Below are 18,470 nucleotides of genomic sequence, written 5' to 3'. Positions count from 1 at the left end.
AAGTGACCGCGCATCCTGATTCCGCCCACACCGATGTCACCGGGGCCACCCCGCTGCCCACCGCGAGTGTCGGGCTGACCACACGCACCTCCATGGAACCCGATGAGCACGGGCATTTCGGCGTCTACGGCGGGCGCCACGTCCCCGAGGCGCTCATGGCCGTCATCGACGAGGTCACCACGACCTTCCAGAAGGTCCGCGCCGACGACGATTTCCTCGCCGAGCTCGACCGTTTGCAGCGCGACTACGCCGGCCGCCCGTCCCCGCTGTACGAAGCGAAGCGGTTGTCCGAGTTCGCCGGTGGGGCGCGCATCTTCCTCAAGCGCGAGGACCTCAACCACACGGGCTCCCACAAGATCAACAACGTTCTCGGACAAGCGCTCCTGGCCCAGCGGATGGGCAAGCACCGCATCATCGCCGAGACCGGCGCCGGCCAGCACGGGGTCGCCACCGCCACGGCCTGCGCGCTCCTCGGCCTCGAGTGCGTGATCTACATGGGCCGGGTCGACACCGACCGCCAAGCGCTCAACGTCGCCCGCATGCGTCTCCTCGGTGCGGAGGTGATCGCCGTCGACAACGGCTCGGCGACGCTGAAGGACGCGATCAACGAGGCCATGCGTGACTGGGTCACCAATGCGCACAACACGTATTACTGCTTCGGCACCGCCGCCGGACCGCATCCGTTCCCGGTGATGGTCCGCGATCTGCAGCGCATCGTCGGGCTCGAGGCGCGCGTCCAGATCCTGGACAAGGCCGGGCGCCTGCCCGACGCGGTGACCGCGTGCGTCGGTGGCGGTTCCAACGCGATCGGTATCTTCCACCCGTTCATCGACGACGAGGGTGTGCGGCTCGTCGGATTCGAGGCCGCCGGCGACGGCGTCGAGACCGGCCGGCACGCCGCGACCTTCACCGGCGGGACGCCCGGCGCGTTCCAGGGCGCGTACTCCTACCTGTTGCAGGACGACGACGGTCAGACCATCGAATCGCATTCGATCTCAGCGGGTCTGGACTATCCGGGCGTCGGGCCGGAGCATGCGTACCTCAAGGACACCGGGCGTGCGGAGTACCGGCCGATCACCGACACCGAGGCGATGGACGCGCTCGCCCTGCTCAGCCGCCGCGAGGGGATCATCCCCGCCGTCGAGTCGGCGCATGCGGTCGCCGGCGCCCTGAAACTCGGGCAGGAGCTGGGTGAGGGCGCGATCATCGTGGTCAGCCTGTCCGGTCGTGGCGACAAGGATGTCGACACCGCCGCACGCTGGTTCGGATTGTTCGACACCCCGCCCTCGCAGGACGAGGCCACCCTCTCGGCATCGGCCGACGTCCAGAAGCCCGGAGAGCAGGCATGAGCACCCAGTCGATCCCGTCCAAACTCGGCCCCGTGTTCGCCCGCTGCCGGGAGGAGGGCCGCAGTGCGCTGATCGGTTACCTCCCGGTCGGTTTCCCGACCGTCGAGGAGTCGCTCACGTCGTTCCGGACGATGGTCGACGCCGGATGCGACATCATCGAGGTCGGGGTGCCCTACTCGGACCCGGTGATGGACGGCCCGACGATCCAGGATGCCGCCGACCTGGCCCTGACCAACGGTGTGCGCGTCCGTGACGTGTTCACCGCGGTCGAGGCCATCACCTCCGCCGGTGGCAACGCGGTGGTCATGAGCTACTGGAATCCGGTGCTCAAGTACGGGGTCGAGAACTTCGCCCGCGATCTGGCCGAGGCCGGCGGCGCGGGTCTGATCACCCCCAACCTGATCCCCGAAGAAGGGGCGCAGTGGCACGAGGCGGCCGACCGGCACGGTCTCGATCGCATCTATCTGGTCGCGCCGTCGTCGACGGCCGAGCGGATCGCCCTCACCGTCGACGCCTCCCGCGGGTTTGTCTACGCGGCGTCCACGATGGGTGTGACCGGTGCGCGAGATGCGGTGTCGGACATGGCCCCCGAGCTGTGCGCACGGGTTCGCGAGTACTCCGACATCCCGATCGGCGTCGGGCTCGGCGTTCGCAACCGTGAGCAGGCTGCGCAGATCGCGTCGTACGCCGACGGAGTCATCGTGGGATCGGCACTGGTGACCGCGGCGAACGCAGGGCAGGATCGGTTGGCCTCGCTGGTCTCCGAACTGGCCGAGGGTGTCCGCTCGCGCCGGGCATCGGTCTGACCCGAGCGCGCAGTTCTGATCGTCACGGCGGCTTCCGGTCGATGCGGGGAGCGCCGCGGCCGGTCGGCTAGGGTGGCAGCGTGATCGCGCCGACCTCGACGATGATGGCCTACCTCCCCAGTCCGCCCCAGGGCGTGTGGGACATCGGACCGTTTCCGCTCCGTGCGTACGCACTGTGCATCATCGTCGGCATCATCGTCGCCGTCTGGTGGGGCAACCGCCGGTGGATGGCGCGTGGTGGACAAGACGGCGAGGTTCTCGACGTCGCGATCTGGGCCGTGCCGTTCGGCCTCATCGGTGGTCGGCTGTATCACGTCATCACCGACTGGAAGACGTACTTCGGTGCCGATGCCCTGAAGGAGCCGATCGACGCCCTGAAGATCTGGGACGGCGGTCTCGGTATCTGGGGTGCGGTCGCGCTCGGCGCGGTCGGTGCGTGGATCGGCGCTCGTCGCCGCGGTATCCGCCTGCCCGCCTTCGGTGACGCCATCGCGCCCCCGATCTTGTTGGCGCAGGCCATCGGTCGTCTCGGCAACTACTTCAACCAGGAGCTCTACGGCCGCGAGACCACACTCCCGTGGGGCCTGGAGATCTACGAACGCGAGAACGCCGCCGGGTACTCCGATCCCGGGTTGATCGACGGCGTCTCCAACGGCGTCGTCGTCGCGGTGGTCCACCCGACCTTCCTCTACGAGCTGCTGTGGAACGTGCTCATCGTCGTCCTGCTGGTGGTCGTCGACCGGTACCTCCGCATCGGGCACGGGCGACTGTTCGCGCTCTACGTCGCGGGCTACTGCCTGGGCCGGTTCTTCGTGGAACTGCTCCGCGACGACCGGGCAGCCGTCGCCAATGACATCGCAGGCATCCGGCCGAACCTCTTCACCGCGGCGCTGGTGTTCGTCGCCGCCGTCCTCTACTTCGTCCTCGCGCCCAAGGGCCGCGAGCAGGGTCTGGAGATGTACCACGACGACCGTGCCGCCGAGCTCGCGGAACAGGGCGTCGCCGGGTACGTCGACGACTGGTACGACGAGGACCTCGAGCCCGAGGCGACGTCGGCGGTCGCCGCCGGCGGGGTGGCGACGGGCGCGACCGCATCGTCCCTGTTCGACGCCGACGACCCCGACCGAACGTCGCCGGATCCCGAGGTCGCCGAGGTAGCCGAGGGCGACGACACCGATGAGAGCGGAGACGCGCCCGTCACCGCGGCGACACCGGGACAGACCGAGGCCGCAGCGCAGACCGAGACCGACGCCGAATCGGACGCGCCGGTACCGCAGGCTGAGGCCGACGACGACTCCAGTGACGAGGGAGCTCTCACCAGCGGCGTCGTCGACCCAGAAGCCGTCGACCCAGAAGCCGTCGACCCAGAAGCCGTCGACCCAGAAGCCGTCGACCCAGAAGCCGGCGACGCGGAACCCGACGGTCCGGAAGCCGTCGACCCCGAAACCGGCGATTCAGAAACCACCGAGCCGGACGACCCCGCGGACCTGACGCCGACCGAGCAGCTCGCCACAGAGCCGGAGTCGGAGACATCCGCGGACACCGCGTCCCACCCGACGGACGATTCCATCGCCGACGAGGCCGCGGAGTCGCCGAGTCCCGACACCGACGACACGACATACACCGACGACACGACAGATCCCGACGACACGACAGATCCCGACGACACGACAGACCCGGATCCCGATTCCACCGGGGACAAGTCCTGAGCGTCCGGTCGGCGTCAGCGGCCGGTCGAGGTGCTCGTCGCCGCGGTCACCGGCGTCACAGGTCTCGGGCGACGACGGCCGCCGGGGTGTTCGGATAGGATCGGATCTCACGGTGTGCGATCCCTCCGCCCCGGTACCGACAGTTCCAGAGCCCGTGACCGATCAACGGTTCTGACTCAGCCCGGTACCGATCTCGGCACGGTCATTCGTACGCCGCGCAATGCTCCACGGGCCAATGCTGTCCCATTGGACACTCAGCAGCGAACCGTTCGCCGGTTCGAGTGGAGGTAGTGATGCTGTTTTCTGCGCTCCCGGCCAAGCAGGGTCTGTACGACCCGGAGGCCGAGGTCGACTCGTGTGGCGTGGCCATGGTCACCGACATCCACGGTCGCCGTTCGCATTCGATCGTCGCCGACGGACTGCTGGCCCTGGAGAACCTCGAGCATCGAGGTGCGGCCGGAGCAGAGACCAACAGCGGCGACGGCGCGGGAATCCTGATCCAGCTCCCCGACGAGTTGCTGCGCGCCACCGTCGACTTCGACCTTCCCGAGCCCGCCGCGGACGGGTCGAACAGCTACGCCGCGGGAACCTGCTTCCTGCCCATGGACCCCGACCTCCGTCGGGCCGCGATGGAGCGGGTCGAGGCGCTCGCCGCCGACGAGGGCATCACCGTCCTCGGCTGGCGCGATCTCCCGGTCGACCACGAACACGCCGACGTCGGCGGGACCGCCGTCGCGTGCATGCCGTACATGATGCAGCTGTTCGTCACCGTCGACCCGGCTCCCGGCGCCGAACGAATCGCCGGGGTGACCCTCGATCGCTACATCTATCCGTTCCGCAAGCAGGCCGAGCGGGTGACGCCGGAGATCGAGGAGGCGGGCACCGGCCTGTACTTCCCGTCGCTGTCGAGCCGCACGATGGTCTACAAGGGCATGCTCACCACGATGCAGCTGCCGCTGTACTACGAGGACCTGCGAGATGACCGCTGCCTCAGCGCGATCGCGATCGTCCACTCGCGTTTCTCCACCAACACCTTCCCGTCGTGGCCGCTCGCGCACCCGTTCCGGTTCGTGGCGCACAACGGCGAGATCAACACCGTGCGGGGCAACCGGAACCGGATGCGCGCCCGCGAGGCGCTCCTCGAGACCGACCTCATCCCGGGAGACCTCAAGCGCGCGTTCCCGATCTGCACCCCGGAGGCCTCCGACTCGGCGTCGCTCGACGAGGTCCTCGAACTCCTGCACCTCGGCGGTCGCGACGTCCACCACGCGGTGATGATGATGGTGCCCGAGGCGTGGGAGAACGTCCCCGACATGGACCCCCGTCGCCGGGCGTTCCTGCAGTTCAACGCCTCGCTGATGGAGGCGTGGGACGGGCCGGCCTGCGTCACGTTCACCGATGGCACGGTCGTCGGCGCGGTCCTCGACCGCAACGGCCTGCGCCCTGGCCGGTGGTGGCAGACGCGCGACGGCCGGGTCATCCTCGCCTCCGAGTCCGGAGTGCTCGACGTCTCGGTGGACGACGTGATCAGCAAGGGTCGCCTGGAACCCGGCCGCATGTTCCTCGTCGACACCGCTCAGGGCCGGATCATCCCGGACGAGGAGCTCAAGGGTGAGCTGATGAACGCCGAGGCGTACGGCGAGTGGTTGCATGCCGGTCTGCTCGACATCGCGACGCTGCCCGACCGGCCCGTCTTCCAGCCCAACCACGACACCGTGGTCCGCCGCCAGATCTCCTTCGGCTACACCGAGGAAGACCTGCGTGTACTCCTGACCCCGATGGCGGCGTCGGGCTACGAACCGCTCGGGTCGATGGGCACCGACACCCCGGTCGCCGTCCTGTCGCAGCGTTCACGTCTGCTCTACGACTACTTCGTCGAACTGTTCGCCCAGGTCACCAACCCGCCGCTGGATGCCATCCGCGAGGAGATCGTCACGTCGATGAGTCGCGTGATGGGTCCGGAGCAGAACCTGCTCCGCCCGACCGCGGCGTCGTGCCGGCAGATCATGGTGCACTGGCCGGTGCTGGACAACGCCGAGCTGGCCAAGCTCGTCCACATCAACGACGACGGCGACAACCCCGGTCTGTCGGCAAAGGTGCTCCGCGCGCTGTACGAGGTGTCCGAGGGCGGTGCGGGTCTCGCTGCGGCACTCGAGGATCTGCGCCTGCGGGCCAGTCAGGCGATCGCCGAGGGACACACCACCCTGGTGATCTCCGATCGGCTGACCGATTCCGATCACGCGCCCATCCCGTCGCTGCTGGCCACCTCGGCCGTGCACCATCACCTGGTCCGCACCAAGGAGCGGACGCGGGTCGCGCTGGTGGTGGAGTCCGGCGACGCCCGCGAGGTCCACCACATCGCCACCCTCATCGGCTTCGGCGCGGCCGCGGTCAATCCGTACCTGGCGCTGGAGACGATCGAGGACCTGATCGCCGAGGGTGAGCTCACCGGTGTCACGCGTGCCAAGGCGATCGGCAACTATCTGGAGGCGCTGGGCAAGGGCGTGCTGAAGGTGATGAGCAAGATGGGGATCTCGACCATCAGCTCCTACACCGCCGCACAGGCTTTCGAGGCCGTGGGGTTGTCCTCGGAGGTGGTGCGCGAGTACTTCACCCGCACGGTGTCGCGCATCGAGGGCGTCGGACTCGACGAGCTGGCCGAGGAGGTGCGGATCCGCCACCACCGCGCCTTCCCGGAGAACCCCACCGAGCAGGTCTACCGTCGGCTCGAGGTCGGTGGCGAGTACCAGTACCGCCGGGAGGGTGAGCTGCACCTGTTCTCGCCCGAGACCATATTCCTGCTGCAGCACGCCACCAAGACCGGCCGGGCCGAGATCTTCCGCAAGTACTCCGACGAGGTCGATCGGCTCTCGCGCGAGGGCGGTACCCTCCGCGGCCTGTTCGACTTCGATCTCGACGCGCGCGAACCGGTCCCGCTCGAGGAGGTGGAGCCGGTCGAGGCGATCATGAAGCGTTTCAACACCGGCGCGATGAGCTATGGGTCGATCTCCGCGGAGGCCCACGAGACCATCGCGATGGCGATGAACAGGATCGGCGGTCGCTCGAACTCGGGGGAGGGCGGCGAGGACGTCGAGCGTCTCTACGATCCCGAGCGCCGCAGCGCGGTGAAGCAGGTCGCGTCCGGGCGTTTCGGCGTCACGAGCGACTATCTGATCAACGCCACCGACATCCAGATCAAGATGGCGCAGGGAGCCAAACCCGGTGAGGGCGGTCAGCTCCCGGCCTACAAGGTGTATCCCTGGATCGCCAAGACCCGGCACTCGACGCCGGGTGTCGCGTTGATCTCACCGCCGCCGCATCACGACATCTACTCGATCGAGGATCTCGCGCAGCTGATCCACGACCTGAAGAACGCGAACTCGCAGGCGCGCATCCACGTGAAGCTCGTCAGCGCGGTCGGCGTGGGCACGGTCGCAACAGGGGTGTCGAAGGCGCACGCCGACGTCGTTCTCATCTCCGGGCACGACGGCGGGACCGGGGCATCGCCCCTGACCTCCCTCAAACACGCCGGCACGCCATGGGAGATCGGCCTCGCCGACGCCCAGCAGACCTTGATGCTGAATGGCCTGCGCGACCGCATCACGGTGCAGTGCGACGGAGCGCTGCGTACCGGACGCGACGTGATCACCGCGGCCCTGCTCGGAGCGGAGGAGTACGGATTCTCCACTGCTCCGCTGATCGTGGCCGGATGCATCATGATGCGTGTCTGTCACCTGGACACGTGCCCCGTCGGCGTGGCGACACAGAACCCGCAGCTGCGGTCACGCTTCACCGGGCAGGTCGACCACCTGGTCAACTTCTTCCGATTCATCGCCGAAGACGTTCGGGAACACCTGGCGCGGTTGGGTTATCGCACCCTCGACGAGGCCATCGGGCAATCCCAGCGGCTGCACACCGACACCGCGGTCGCGCATTGGAAGTCCAAGGGACTCGACCTCAGTCCGATCTTCCGCAAGGTCGAGGACAAGGGACCGACTCGTCGGGTGCGGGGTCAGGAACACGGCCTCGACCGTGCGCTCGACCAGACCCTGATCCAGCTCGCCGAGGGTGCGCTCGAGGACGCGCACCCGGTGACGCTGGAACTGCCGGTGCGCAATGTGAACCGGACGGTCGGAACCCTTCTCGGTTCGGAGGTGACGCGCCGGTACGGCGCGGACGGACTCGCCGAGGACACGATCACGGTCAAACTCGAGGGTTCGGCCGGGCAGTCGCTCGGTGCGTTCCTCCCGCCCGGCGTGACGATCCGGTTGACCGGTGACACCAACGACTACGTCGGAAAGGGGTTGTGCGGAGGCAAGATCGTCGTCACCCCAGATCCCGACTCGTTGTTCGTCGCCGAGGATCAGGTGATCGCAGGCAACACCATCCTCTACGGTGCCACCTCCGGTGAGGTGTACCTCAGAGGTCGTGTGGGCGAGCGTTTCTCGGTGCGAAACTCGGGCGCCACGGCCGTCGTCGAAGGGGTGGGTGACCACGCCTGCGAGTACATGACCGGTGGCCGGGTGGTCGTTCTCGGACCGACCGGGCGCAACCTCGCCGCCGGCATGTCGGGTGGGATCGCGTTCGTCCACGATCTCGATCAGGCGAAGGTGAACATGGCCATGGTCGAACTGCTGCGTCCCGACCCGGAGGACCTCGCCTGGCTCAAGCGCACCATCGTCACACACACGGAACTGACCGGTTCCGCGATCGGCGCGTCGATCCTGGCCGACTGGCCTCGACGCTGCCTGGCGTTCACCAAGGTGATGCCCACCGATTACAGACGTGTCCTCGACGCGGCCCGGATGGCCGAAGCCGAAGGGCGCGACGTCGATTCAGCGATCATGGAGGCGGCACGTGGCTGACCCGCGCGGGTTCCTGGAAGTCCCGAAGAAAGAGGCGAAGTACCGTCCCGTCGCCGAGCGCGTCCACGACTGGGACGACGTGTACGAGCACGCCGACAACCCGATCAAGGTCCTCGACGAGGTCAGCGCACAGGCCCGCCGGTGTATGGATTGCGGTATCCCGTTCTGCCACTCCGGAACCGCGGGGTGTCCGCTGGGCAACCTCATCCCCGAGTGGAACGACCTGGTCCGGCGCGGCCGGTGGGATGCGGCGAGCAGCAGGCTCCACGCGACCAACAACTTCCCGGAGTTCACCGGGATGGTGTGCCCGGCGCCGTGCGAGGCCGCCTGCGTGTTGTCGATCTCCGAACAGGCGACCGGCGGCAGTGTGACCATCAAGCGCATCGAGAAGACGATCGCGTACGAATCGTGGGCCGAAGGTGTCATCGGGCCCGAGCCGCCCGAGTCCACGACCGGCAAATCGGTCGGCGTCGTCGGCTCCGGTCCGGCGGGTCTCGCCGTCGCGCAACAGCTCACCCGTGCCGGGCACGATGTGACCGTCTACGAGCGCGACGACCGCCTCGGCGGGCTGCTGCGCTACGGCATCCCCGAGTACAAGCTGCAGAAGTCCGACATCGACCGGCGCATCGCCCAGATGCGTGCGGAGGGAACGACGTTCGTGACCAACTGCGACGTGGGGACCGACCTGTCGGTCGAAGACCTGCGTTCGACCCACGACGCGGTGGTCCTGGCCATCGGTGCGATGGAGGCGCGTGACAACCCGGTGCCGGGCCGGGAGCTCAACGGCATCCACCTGGCCATGGAGCATCTCGTGCCCGCCAACAAGGAGTGCGAGGGCGACGGCCCGTCACCCATCACCGCGGCAGGCAAGCACGTCGTGATCATCGGCGGCGGCGACACGGGAGCCGACTGCCTGGGAACGGCACACCGTCAGGGTGCGGCCTCGGTCGTGCAGCTCGACTACAACCCGGAACTACCCGGCGAACGCGACGACGAACGGTCCCCGTGGCCGACCTGGCCGCTGATCATGCGGACCTCGAGCGCGCACGCCGAGGGCGGCGAACGGCTGCACCAGGTCGCGGTGCAACGATTCGAGGGTGACGACGACGGCAACGTCACGACGATGGTCCTCGCCGAGGTGGAGGTGAGACGGGACGCCGAGGGCCGCCGCGAGATCACGCCGGTCGGTGACGAGTTCGAGATCCCTTGTGAGTTGGCGCTTTTCGCGATCGGTTTTGCCGGTGTGCGCGGCGGCCAGCTGCTGTCCGATCTCGAGATCGAACCCAATCCGCGCGGTGTGATCTCGTGCGGGAGCGACTGGCAGACCGACGCCCCGGGCGTGTTCGTCTGCGGCGACGCCCACCGCGGCGCGTCGCTGGTGGTGTGGGCGATCGCGGAAGGCCGGTCGACCGCGCGTGCGGTGGACGAGTTCCTCGTCGGCGAATCGGATCTGCCTTCGCCGGTCCGTCCCGCATCCCTGCCGTTGTCCGTGCGGTGACAGCCGGCGATCGTCGCCGAACACGCGCGGGCGCAACAAGTTAAGTTAATTTCATACTCGGCGGTAGCGGGCCGCCACCAGCGGTAACAGCTGGTGGCGTCCCGGTGACAAGTCGCCGCCGACATAGAGATGCACGGCTGATGAGGACTAAGGTGTTCTTGTGACACGCCGAACCAAGATTGTTTGCACGCTGGGCCCGGCCACCGCGAGTGATGAGCGTTTGAAAGAGCTTGTCGAGAGCGGTATGGACGTGGCTCGGATGAATTTCAGCCACGGTACGCATGAGGATCATGCGGCCGTTTATGCGCGCGTTCGTAAGGCTTCGGACACCACGGAGAAGGCGGTCGGTGTTCTGGCCGATCTGCAGGGTCCGAAGATCCGTTTGGGCCGTTTCGATGGTTGTGATGGGTCGACGGTGTGGGAGACCGGTGAACAGGTACGTATCACCGTCGAGGATGTCGTGGGCGAGCACGACCGGGTCTCCACGACGTACAAGCAGCTCGCCGAGGACGCGAGCCCGGGGGATCGTCTGCTGGTCGATGACGGCAAGGTCGGTCTGGCCGTGTCTGCGGTCGAGGGCAACGATGTCGTGTGCACGGTGACCGAGGGCGGGCCGGTCAGCAACAACAAGGGCCTGTCGCTTCCGGGGATGAGCGTGTCGGTGCCGGCGATGTCGGAAAAGGACATCGCCGACCTCGAGTTCGCGTTGGAGCTCGGGGTCGACATGGTGGCGCTGTCGTTCGTTCGCAGTCCCTCGGACATCGAGTTGGTCCATGAGGTGATGGACCGGGTGGGCCGCCGGGTGCCGGTGATCGCGAAGTTGGAGAAGCCTGAGGCGATCGAGAATCTCGAGGCGATCGTTCTGGCGTTCGACGCGATCATGGTGGCTCGTGGTGATCTGGGGGTGGAGTTGCCGCTGGAGCAGGTGCCGTTGGTGCAGAAGCGGGCGATTCAGATGGCTCGGGAGAATGCCAAGCCGGTGATCGTGGCGACGCAGATGCTCGATTCGATGATCGAGAATTCGCGTCCGACGCGGGCGGAGGCCTCGGATGTGGCCAACGCGGTGCTCGATGGTGCGGATGCGGTGATGCTCTCGGGGGAGACCTCGGTGGGCAAGTATCCGTTGGAGACGGTTCGGACGATGGACCGGATCTGCCGTGCGGTCGAGGGTGGTCCTCGTGATGTGCCGCCGTTGTCGCATGTGCCGCGCACCAAGCGGGGTGTGATCTCGTATGCGGCGCGTGACATCGGTGAGCGTCTGGAGGTGAAGGCGTTGGTCGCCTTCACCCAGTCCGGGGATACTGTGCGGCGGCTGGCACGTCTGCATTCGCGGTTGCCGTTGCTGGCGTTCACCCCGACGCAGGCGGTGCGCAGTCAGCTCGCGCTGAGCTGGGGGACCGAGACGTTCATCGTCGACCACGTGGACACGACGGACCACATGATCGATCAGGTCGACCATCAGCTGCTCCGCATCGGGCGGCTCAGTGAGGGTGATGTGGTGGTGATCGTCGCCGGTGCTCCGCCGGGGACGGTGGGTTCGACCAACCTCATCCACGTACACCGGATCGGCGAGCAGGACCACTGACCTCGTCCGCTCGGAGTTCGGGGCGGTGCACCAGCCGCGACGGTCGGGTTCACGAGACACACCACTAGGGTGTGAGGCATGACCGTGGACCAGGCCGGAGATCTCGGGAAACTACTCGCGTTGCTCGACGTCGAACGTCAGGGCGACGACCTGTTCATCGGGCACCACCCCGAGCAGGTCACCGCCCGGACGTTCGGCGGTCAGCTGCTCGGACAAGGCGTTGTCGCGGCGGCGCGGAGCCTGACCCGGGGCAATCCGCCCATCCACGCCCTGCATGCACATTTCATCCGTGGCGGGGACGTCACCGCGCCGATGGAGTACCACGTCGATCGCTTCCGCGACGGCAGGTCGTTCGCCAACCGGCAGGTGACCGCCAAGCAGGGCGGCGAAGAGATCTTCACGATGCTGGTCGCGTTCCAGGACAACACCTCCGGGCTCGAACATGCGGTGGAGATCCCGAACGTGCCCTATCCGGAGGAGTTGCCTACTCTCGGAGAGCATTTCAAGGGTTACGAAGACCGCATCGCGACGTTCGTGAATGCGTTGCATCCCATCGACATCCGCTTCGCCAACGACCCGAGCTGGAAGGCCAAGGACGCGGGGGAGAAGCTGACCGACAACCGGGTGTGGATGAAGGCCGACGGCACGATGCCCGACGACCCCGTGATGCACGTCGCGGCAATGTGTTACGCCTCCGACACCACGGTGCTGGATTCGGTCATCACCACCCACGGCCTCTCGTGGGGCATGGACCGGCTGTTCGCGGCGACAGTGAATCATTCGATGTGGTTCCACCGCGAGTTCCGGTTCGACGACTGGCTGCTCTACGCGACGCGGTCGCCGGTCGCGACCGGGTCACGCGGAATGGGCTCGGGCCGATTCTGGATGCGCGACGGCACTCTCGCGACATCGGTCGTGCAGGAAGCGCTCATCAAGTACTTCCCGCCCAAGAAGTGACCGCGCCGGTCTGCGGGGGAGCTGATGGATCGCGAACGGGGTGAGTCGGTGACACCGGGGTACGGCCCCGCCCACGAGATGTGGCTCGACCCCGGCCCGCCGCTTCCCCGGCGGACGTGGCAGCGGCGCACCAGGGTCCCGGTCATCGTCGCGACCTCCATCGCGATGGTCGGGTTCGCGGTGGTCGTCATCGCCGCCGTCATCGCGGGTCTCCTGACGACACCGGAGTTCACCGCCAAGGGCGGAGTGGTCGCCGACTGTGCGACAGAGGTCGCGGCGGTGCCGGGTGGGGGCACCCTTGCCCGTGGAGCCCGGGTCGTCATCTATGACGCTTCCGGCGGCGAGGTGGCGACCACCACGCTGTCGAGGTTCCTCCGTGGCGACGATGGTTGCCGGCTCACCTTCGAGGTGAGCGGTGTGGAGTACACCGACGCCGGCTATCTGGTCACCGTCGGCGACGCCGACGGTCGGTTCTCGGAGTCGATCTCGACCGCGGCCCTGCAGCAGGGCGCAGTGCTCCGGCCACTGGGCTGACGCCCGACTCGCCGGCGAAACCCGACAATCCACGCACTCGGCGGAGATGGCCGGTGCGACGTCGCCGTGGTTGCCCGGACACCGGGTGAACGGCGGGTTAAACTGCGCCGGATCATCATCGGAGTCACCGAACCCGTTGCGGCGGCCGGAACCTCGATGACATCGACCGGGGATGTCGACCCGGTCTCCGTCGGGACGTCCGTAGCGAGGAGTGTGCGTGGAGTACAGCATCGACTGGGGCAACGAGGTGTGGGCCAGTCTGAAATGGTTGGCCATCGCGTTCGCCATCTCGGCCGCGGTCATTCTCGTGATCGGCTACCTCCTGGCGAGGTTCAGCCGATGGGGCACGCCGCTGTGGCGGGTGATCGGCGGGTTCTTCACCGACCGGGAGACACGGGTCAAGGCGTGGGGGTTGGCAGTGGCCTTGACCTTGCTCGCGCTGTTGGGAGTCCGGGTGTCGGTGCTCATCTCCTACTGGAGCAACGACCTCTTCACCTCGCTGCAGACCGCCGGTGAGGGTCTGGCCGCGGGCGGTCCGCAAGGCGCCGAGATGCTCCAGGTGGGTGAAGACGCGTTCTGGCACTCGATGGCCGTCTTCGGAATCCTGGCCACACTCCATGTCGTCCGCACGATGGTCGAGATCTACGTGGGCGCCGCATTCGAGATCCGGTTGCGCTACTGGCTCACCGAGGGTGCCACTGCGGACTGGATGGAGGGTCGCGCCTTCTACCGCAACCGCTTCGTCGATCTCAGCGCGGGTCTGCTGCGCCGCAGGCTGTTTCGCCGCACCGAGTCGAACGTGAACCGTCGGGCCGCCGACATCCATCCCGGCGTCGACAACCCCGATCAGCGCATCGAGGCCGACATCACCACCGTCGTGTCATCGGGTTCGTCGCTGTTCTGGGGCGGCGGCGGGTCCTCGACCAATGGTGTCTTGCCCGCGTGCGTGTCGATCGTGTCGTTCGCTATCGTCCTGTGGGACCTCTCCGGTCCCGTCACCCTGTTCGGTGTCGAGATCCCGCGAATGATGATGTGGCTGGTGCTGGTCTACGTCCTCGTCGCCAGCGTGGTCGCATTCGCGATCGGACGCCCGCTGATCCGATTGAACTTCTGGCGCGAGCGCCTCACCGCGAACTTTCGTTATGCACTCGTCCGCATCCGCGACGGCGCTGAGAACGTCGCGTTCTACAGCGGCGAGCGCGTCGAACACACCAACCTCATGACCAGGTTCCGTGCGGTGGTCAGGAACTTCTGGCAGATCATCCACGTCCAACTGGCGTTCGTCGGCTGGAACTTCAGCGTGACCCAGCTGTCGGTGGTGTTCCCGTACCTCGTGCAGGCACCACGATTCTTCGACGGCCAGATCAAGCTCGGTGACGTGTCGCAGACCTCGTCGGCTTTCGCCGAGATGCACGATGCGCTCTCGTTCTTCCGGAACGCCTACGACGACTTCACCGTGCTGCGGGCCGCAATCATCCGTCTCGACGGCCTGGCCGACGCCGACGCGCGCTCGCGGGTCATGCCGGAGGTGACGACCGTGGATCGTGAACGCGCCGTCGCGCTGTCCGATGTCGACGTCAAGACGCCCAGCGGTGACGACCTGATCACCGCGCTGAACCTGTCCCTCGCGCCGGGCGCGGCGCTCGTCGTCAAGGGACGGTCGGGCTCGGGGAAGACGACGCTGCTCCGTGGGCTCGCCGGGTTGTGGCCGTTCATCGACGGCGAGTTCGCCCGGCCGCCAGGGGAACACACGCTGTTCCTGTCCCAGATGCCCTACATCCCGCTGGGGGACCTGCGGACCGCGGTCGCCTATCCGGCCCTGCCCGACGACGTCGGTGACGAGGCCATCAAGGTCGCGCTCGAGAAGGTGTTCCTCCCGCATCTCGTCGGCCGGCTCCACGACGAGGAGGACTGGGCCAAGGTGCTCTCGCCGGGCGAGCAGCAGCGCGTCGCCTTCGCCAGAATCCTGCTGACACGACCACAGGCGGTGTTCATGGACGAGGCCACCTCGGCGGTCGACGAGGGTCTCGAGTACTCGCTCTACTCGCTGATCCGTTCGGAGTTGCCGGAGACGATCGTGGTATCGGTCAGCCATCGGAGCACCACCGATCAGCATCACACGGACCTGCTCGAACTGACCGGCGGCGGGGCCTGGAATCTCGAGTCGCTGACCAACGGTCCTTCGCTGGACAAACGGTCCTGATCTGGGTTTTTTGCCAAGCGGTTACCAATCGCCGGATCCGTGCATGACCCCTGCCTCCACTCGCTAATGTGACGTGAAACACATCACTTCGGCAAGTCGAGGACTCTCATGACCGCTGCAGAGACCATCACGTTTCCCCATCAGACCGGCGTCGCCGTCGCGACGCTACCCGCCGCGTTCCAGCAGACGGTCACCGTGCGACCGGACGCCGTCGCGCTCCGCACCGTCGGCGGGCTGCAGGAGATCACCTGGGCGGAGTACGCCCGCCGGGTCGAGGCCATCGCCGGTGGACTCGCGGCGTTGGGCGTCACACGCGGCGACACCATCGGGATCATGCTGACGAACCGTCCCGAGTTCCACCTGGTGGACGCCGCCGCACTCCATCTCGGGGCCGTCCCGTTCTCGATCTACAACACGAGTTCGCCCGAACAGGTCGAATACCTCTTCGGAAACGCGGAGAACGCGGTCGTCGTCACCGAGCAGGTGTTCCTGCCGGTGCTCACGGCCGCGGCGACGGCCGTGTCCACCACGGTCGTCGTCGACGGAGTGGCGACGGGCGCGATCTCACTCGCCGACGTCGAACAGACGCCGGCGCCGGAGGGCTTCGACTTCACCGCGTCGTGGCAGGCGGTCAATCCCGACGATCTGGCGACGCTGATCTACACCTCGGGCACCACCGGCCCACCCAAGGGCGTCGAGATCACCCATCGCAACATCGTCGCGGAGATGGCCGCGCTCGCCGAGATCGTCCAGGCGGGGTTCGACGACCGGGCCATCTCATACCTGCCTGCGGCGCACATCGCCGACCGCGTGTCCTCGCATGCGGCGAACATGATGCGCGGCATCCAGATCACGACCGTGCCCGATCCACGCGAGATCGCCGCAGCGCTTCCCGACGTGCATCCCACCTTCTTCTTCGGGGTGCCGCGGGTGTGGCAGAAGATCCGTGCCGGCATCGAGGCGAAGCTGGCCGAGGAGTCCAGTCCGGCGAAGAAGGCACTCGCGGGCTGGGCGTTCCGCGCCGGGGCGTCGGCAGCCCAGGCCCGGATCGACGGCAAGGGATCGGGTGGCCTCGCGTACGGTCTCGCCGACCGTCTGGTGCTGCACAAGGTCCGTACCGCGTTGGGGCTGGACCAGGTCTCCTTCGCCGGTTCCGGCGCGGCCGCGATCCCGCCCGAGGTCCTGAGATTCTTCCTGGGCCTGGGCATTCCGGTCCTCGAGGTGTGGGGGATGTCGGAGACCACCGGCGTCTCGACGATGACGACCGACGACAATCTGCGGATCGGCACCGTCGGCACCCCGGTGCGTGGCGTGGAGGTGAGGCTGGCCGACGACGGTGAGCTCCTCGTCCGTGGACCGGTGGTGATGCGTGGCTATCGCAAACAACCCGACAAGACCGCCGAGACCATCGATGCCGACGGGTGGTTGTCGACCGGCGATATCGCGACGATCGACGACGACGGAAACGTCACCATCGTCGACCGGAAGAAGGAACTCATGATCAATGAGTCCGGTAAGAACATGTCGCCCACCAATATCGAGAACGCGATGAAGGCGGCCTCGTCGCTGATCGGTCAGGTGGCCGCGATCGGCGACGCCCGGCCCTTCGTGTCGGCGCTCGTGGTGCTCGACCCGGATGCCGCGGCCGCGCGCGCGAAGAAGCTCGATCTGTCCGGCGGCGATCTGGCCGAGTTGTCCACCCATCCCGACGTGGTCGAGGAGGTGGCGGTGGCAATTCGTGCCGGGAATCGGTCACTGTCCCGCGTGGAACAGGTCAAGCGATTTACCATCGTGCCGACCGCCTGGGATCCCGGCGGCGACGAGCTCACCCCGACGATGAAGTTGCGCCGCAAGCCGATTGCGACAAAGTATGCGAGCGAGATCGGTGAGCTGTACGAGGCGCAACCGGGACGGTCGGTGGTGGACCTGCGGTCGTGACCGGGGTCGATCGACGACGGTCTCACCGCCGGAACCAGACAGACGAGGAGAAGGAATGGACGACCAAGCAGGTGTCGACCAGACGGCAGATCGCGAACTCGGACCCATCGACTACATCGTGGTCGAGTGGACGGGCAAGCAGCCGACCGGCGAGGCGCTTCCGCATCTGATCGATCTCATCGACCGCGGCATCGTGCGGCTGATCGACATCGTCTTCATCACCAAGGACGCCGACGGCACCGTCGCCCGGCTCGAGATCAACTCGCTCGGAGCGGAGTTCGCGGTCTTCGACGGGGCAGCGACCTCACTGCTCGACGACTCGGACCTCGCGGAGGCGGCCACCGTCATCGATCCGGGCTCCAGCGCGGCCGTCCTCGTCTGGGAGAACGCGTGGGCCGCTCCGTTCGCCACCGCTGTCCGCAACGGCGGCGGACGACTCGTCGCGTCGGGCCGGATTTCGGTGGATGCCCTGCTCGCACAGCTCGATCTGGTCGACGAGGCGACACCGGCCGCACCGACCGCGTAGCTCGCCGTCGACAACCGATCTGACACCTCGAAAGGACAGAACATGCCAGGACTTCTCCGCGGCGTCGCCCGTACCGCCGTCATCTCCGGTACCGCGACGGCGGTGAGCAATCGCGTGTCCCGACGCCAGGCGAGCAAGTGGGCGCAGCAAGGCGCACAGGACCCTCGGTCACAGCAGCAGTACTCCCAACCGCAGTACTCCCAGCCGCCGCAGCAGCCACCCCAGCAGGCGCCCGCCCCGCGCCCCACGGACACGATCTCGGCGCTGAAGGAACTCGGGGCGCTCTATCAGCAGGGCATTCTCACCGAGGCCGAGTTCGCCGCCCAGAAGGCCAAGATCCTCGGTACCTGAGGCGCCCCCCTGCTCCCTGAGGTGCGAGGAGCGTTGGCGACAGCCCCTGCTCCCTGAGGTGCGAGGAGCGTTGGCGACAGCCCCTGCTCCCTGAGGTGCGAGGAGCGTTAGCGACGAGCCACGAAGGGTCCTGGTGAGCAGCCGCTCGG

At 67.3% G+C, this 18,470-nt stretch carries 12 protein-coding genes; all 12 read left to right on the top strand.

Translation table 11 applies throughout. The features are described 5' to 3' along the window. The first annotated feature begins 2 nt into the window (after positions 1–2). The 12 genes from trpB to KTR9_RS15930 all read left to right on the top strand — a co-directional run bounded on the left by trpB (position 3) and on the right by KTR9_RS15930 (position 18,321). Positions 3–1,349 carry a tryptophan synthase subunit beta gene (trpB, locus tag KTR9_RS15985; protein WP_014927244.1) on the top strand — a complete coding sequence of 449 codons (1,347 nt, stop codon included), beginning with the start codon at positions 3–5 and terminating at the stop codon, positions 1,347–1,349. Then, the gene (gene trpA, locus KTR9_RS15980; protein ID WP_014927243.1) at positions 1,346–2,155 is read left to right on the top strand and encodes a tryptophan synthase subunit alpha; all 810 of its coding nucleotides are present in this window, start codon (positions 1,346–1,348) and stop codon (positions 2,153–2,155) included. The genes trpB and trpA overlap by 4 nt, the downstream gene beginning before the upstream one ends. 80 nt (positions 2,156–2,235) lie before the next feature. Continuing rightward, positions 2,236–3,864 (top strand): prolipoprotein diacylglyceryl transferase, encoded by a 1,629-nt coding sequence (gene lgt / locus KTR9_RS15975; protein ID WP_014927242.1) that lies wholly within the window; start codon positions 2,236–2,238, stop codon positions 3,862–3,864. Positions 3,865–4,157: 293 nt separating this feature from the next. Beyond that, a complete protein-coding gene (gene gltB, locus KTR9_RS15970; protein ID WP_014927241.1) occupies positions 4,158–8,729 on the top strand; it encodes a glutamate synthase large subunit in 4,572 nt (1,523 codons plus the stop codon). Beyond that, a complete protein-coding gene (locus KTR9_RS15965) occupies positions 8,722–10,227 on the top strand; it encodes a glutamate synthase subunit beta (protein WP_014927240.1) in 1,506 nt (501 codons plus the stop codon). The genes gltB and KTR9_RS15965 overlap by 8 nt, the downstream gene beginning before the upstream one ends. 160 nt (positions 10,228–10,387) lie before the next feature. Then, complete coding sequence (pyk, locus tag KTR9_RS15960; RefSeq protein ID WP_010842340.1) at positions 10,388–11,812, top strand: pyruvate kinase; 1,425 nt, start codon at positions 10,388–10,390, stop codon at positions 11,810–11,812. Positions 11,813–11,890: 78 nt separating this feature from the next. Next, a complete protein-coding gene (locus KTR9_RS15955) occupies positions 11,891–12,769 on the top strand; it encodes an acyl-CoA thioesterase (protein ID WP_014927239.1) in 879 nt (292 codons plus the stop codon). Positions 12,770–12,793: 24 nt separating this feature from the next. Then, positions 12,794–13,303 carry a hypothetical protein gene (locus tag KTR9_RS15950; protein WP_044506877.1) on the top strand — a complete coding sequence of 170 codons (510 nt, stop codon included), beginning with the start codon at positions 12,794–12,796 and terminating at the stop codon, positions 13,301–13,303. 217 nt (positions 13,304–13,520) lie between these two features. Continuing rightward, positions 13,521–15,506, top strand: a complete 1,986-nt coding sequence (locus tag KTR9_RS15945; protein ID WP_014927238.1) for an ABC transporter ATP-binding protein/permease — start codon at positions 13,521–13,523, stop codon at positions 15,504–15,506. A 108-nt stretch (positions 15,507–15,614) separates the two neighbouring features. Continuing rightward, on the top strand, positions 15,615–17,444 hold the full coding sequence (locus KTR9_RS15940; RefSeq protein ID WP_014927237.1) for an AMP-dependent synthetase/ligase: 1,830 nt from the start codon (positions 15,615–15,617) through the stop codon (positions 17,442–17,444). Between the two features lie 55 nt (positions 17,445–17,499). Then, positions 17,500–17,970: a DUF6325 family protein gene (locus KTR9_RS15935; RefSeq protein WP_044506876.1), complete on the top strand. Its 471-nt coding sequence runs from the start codon at positions 17,500–17,502 to the stop codon at positions 17,968–17,970. Between the two features lie 42 nt (positions 17,971–18,012). Further along, on the top strand, positions 18,013–18,321 hold the full coding sequence (locus KTR9_RS15930; RefSeq protein ID WP_014927235.1) for an SHOCT domain-containing protein: 309 nt from the start codon (positions 18,013–18,015) through the stop codon (positions 18,319–18,321). Positions 18,322–18,470 lie beyond the last annotated feature (149 nt).

It is taken from the genome of Gordonia sp. KTR9 (assembly GCF_000143885.2).
GTDB lineage: Bacteria > Actinomycetota > Actinomycetes > Mycobacteriales > Mycobacteriaceae > Gordonia.
Note: the sequence above shows the minus strand (reverse complement) of the source record. Positions and strands in the feature narration are given on the sequence as shown.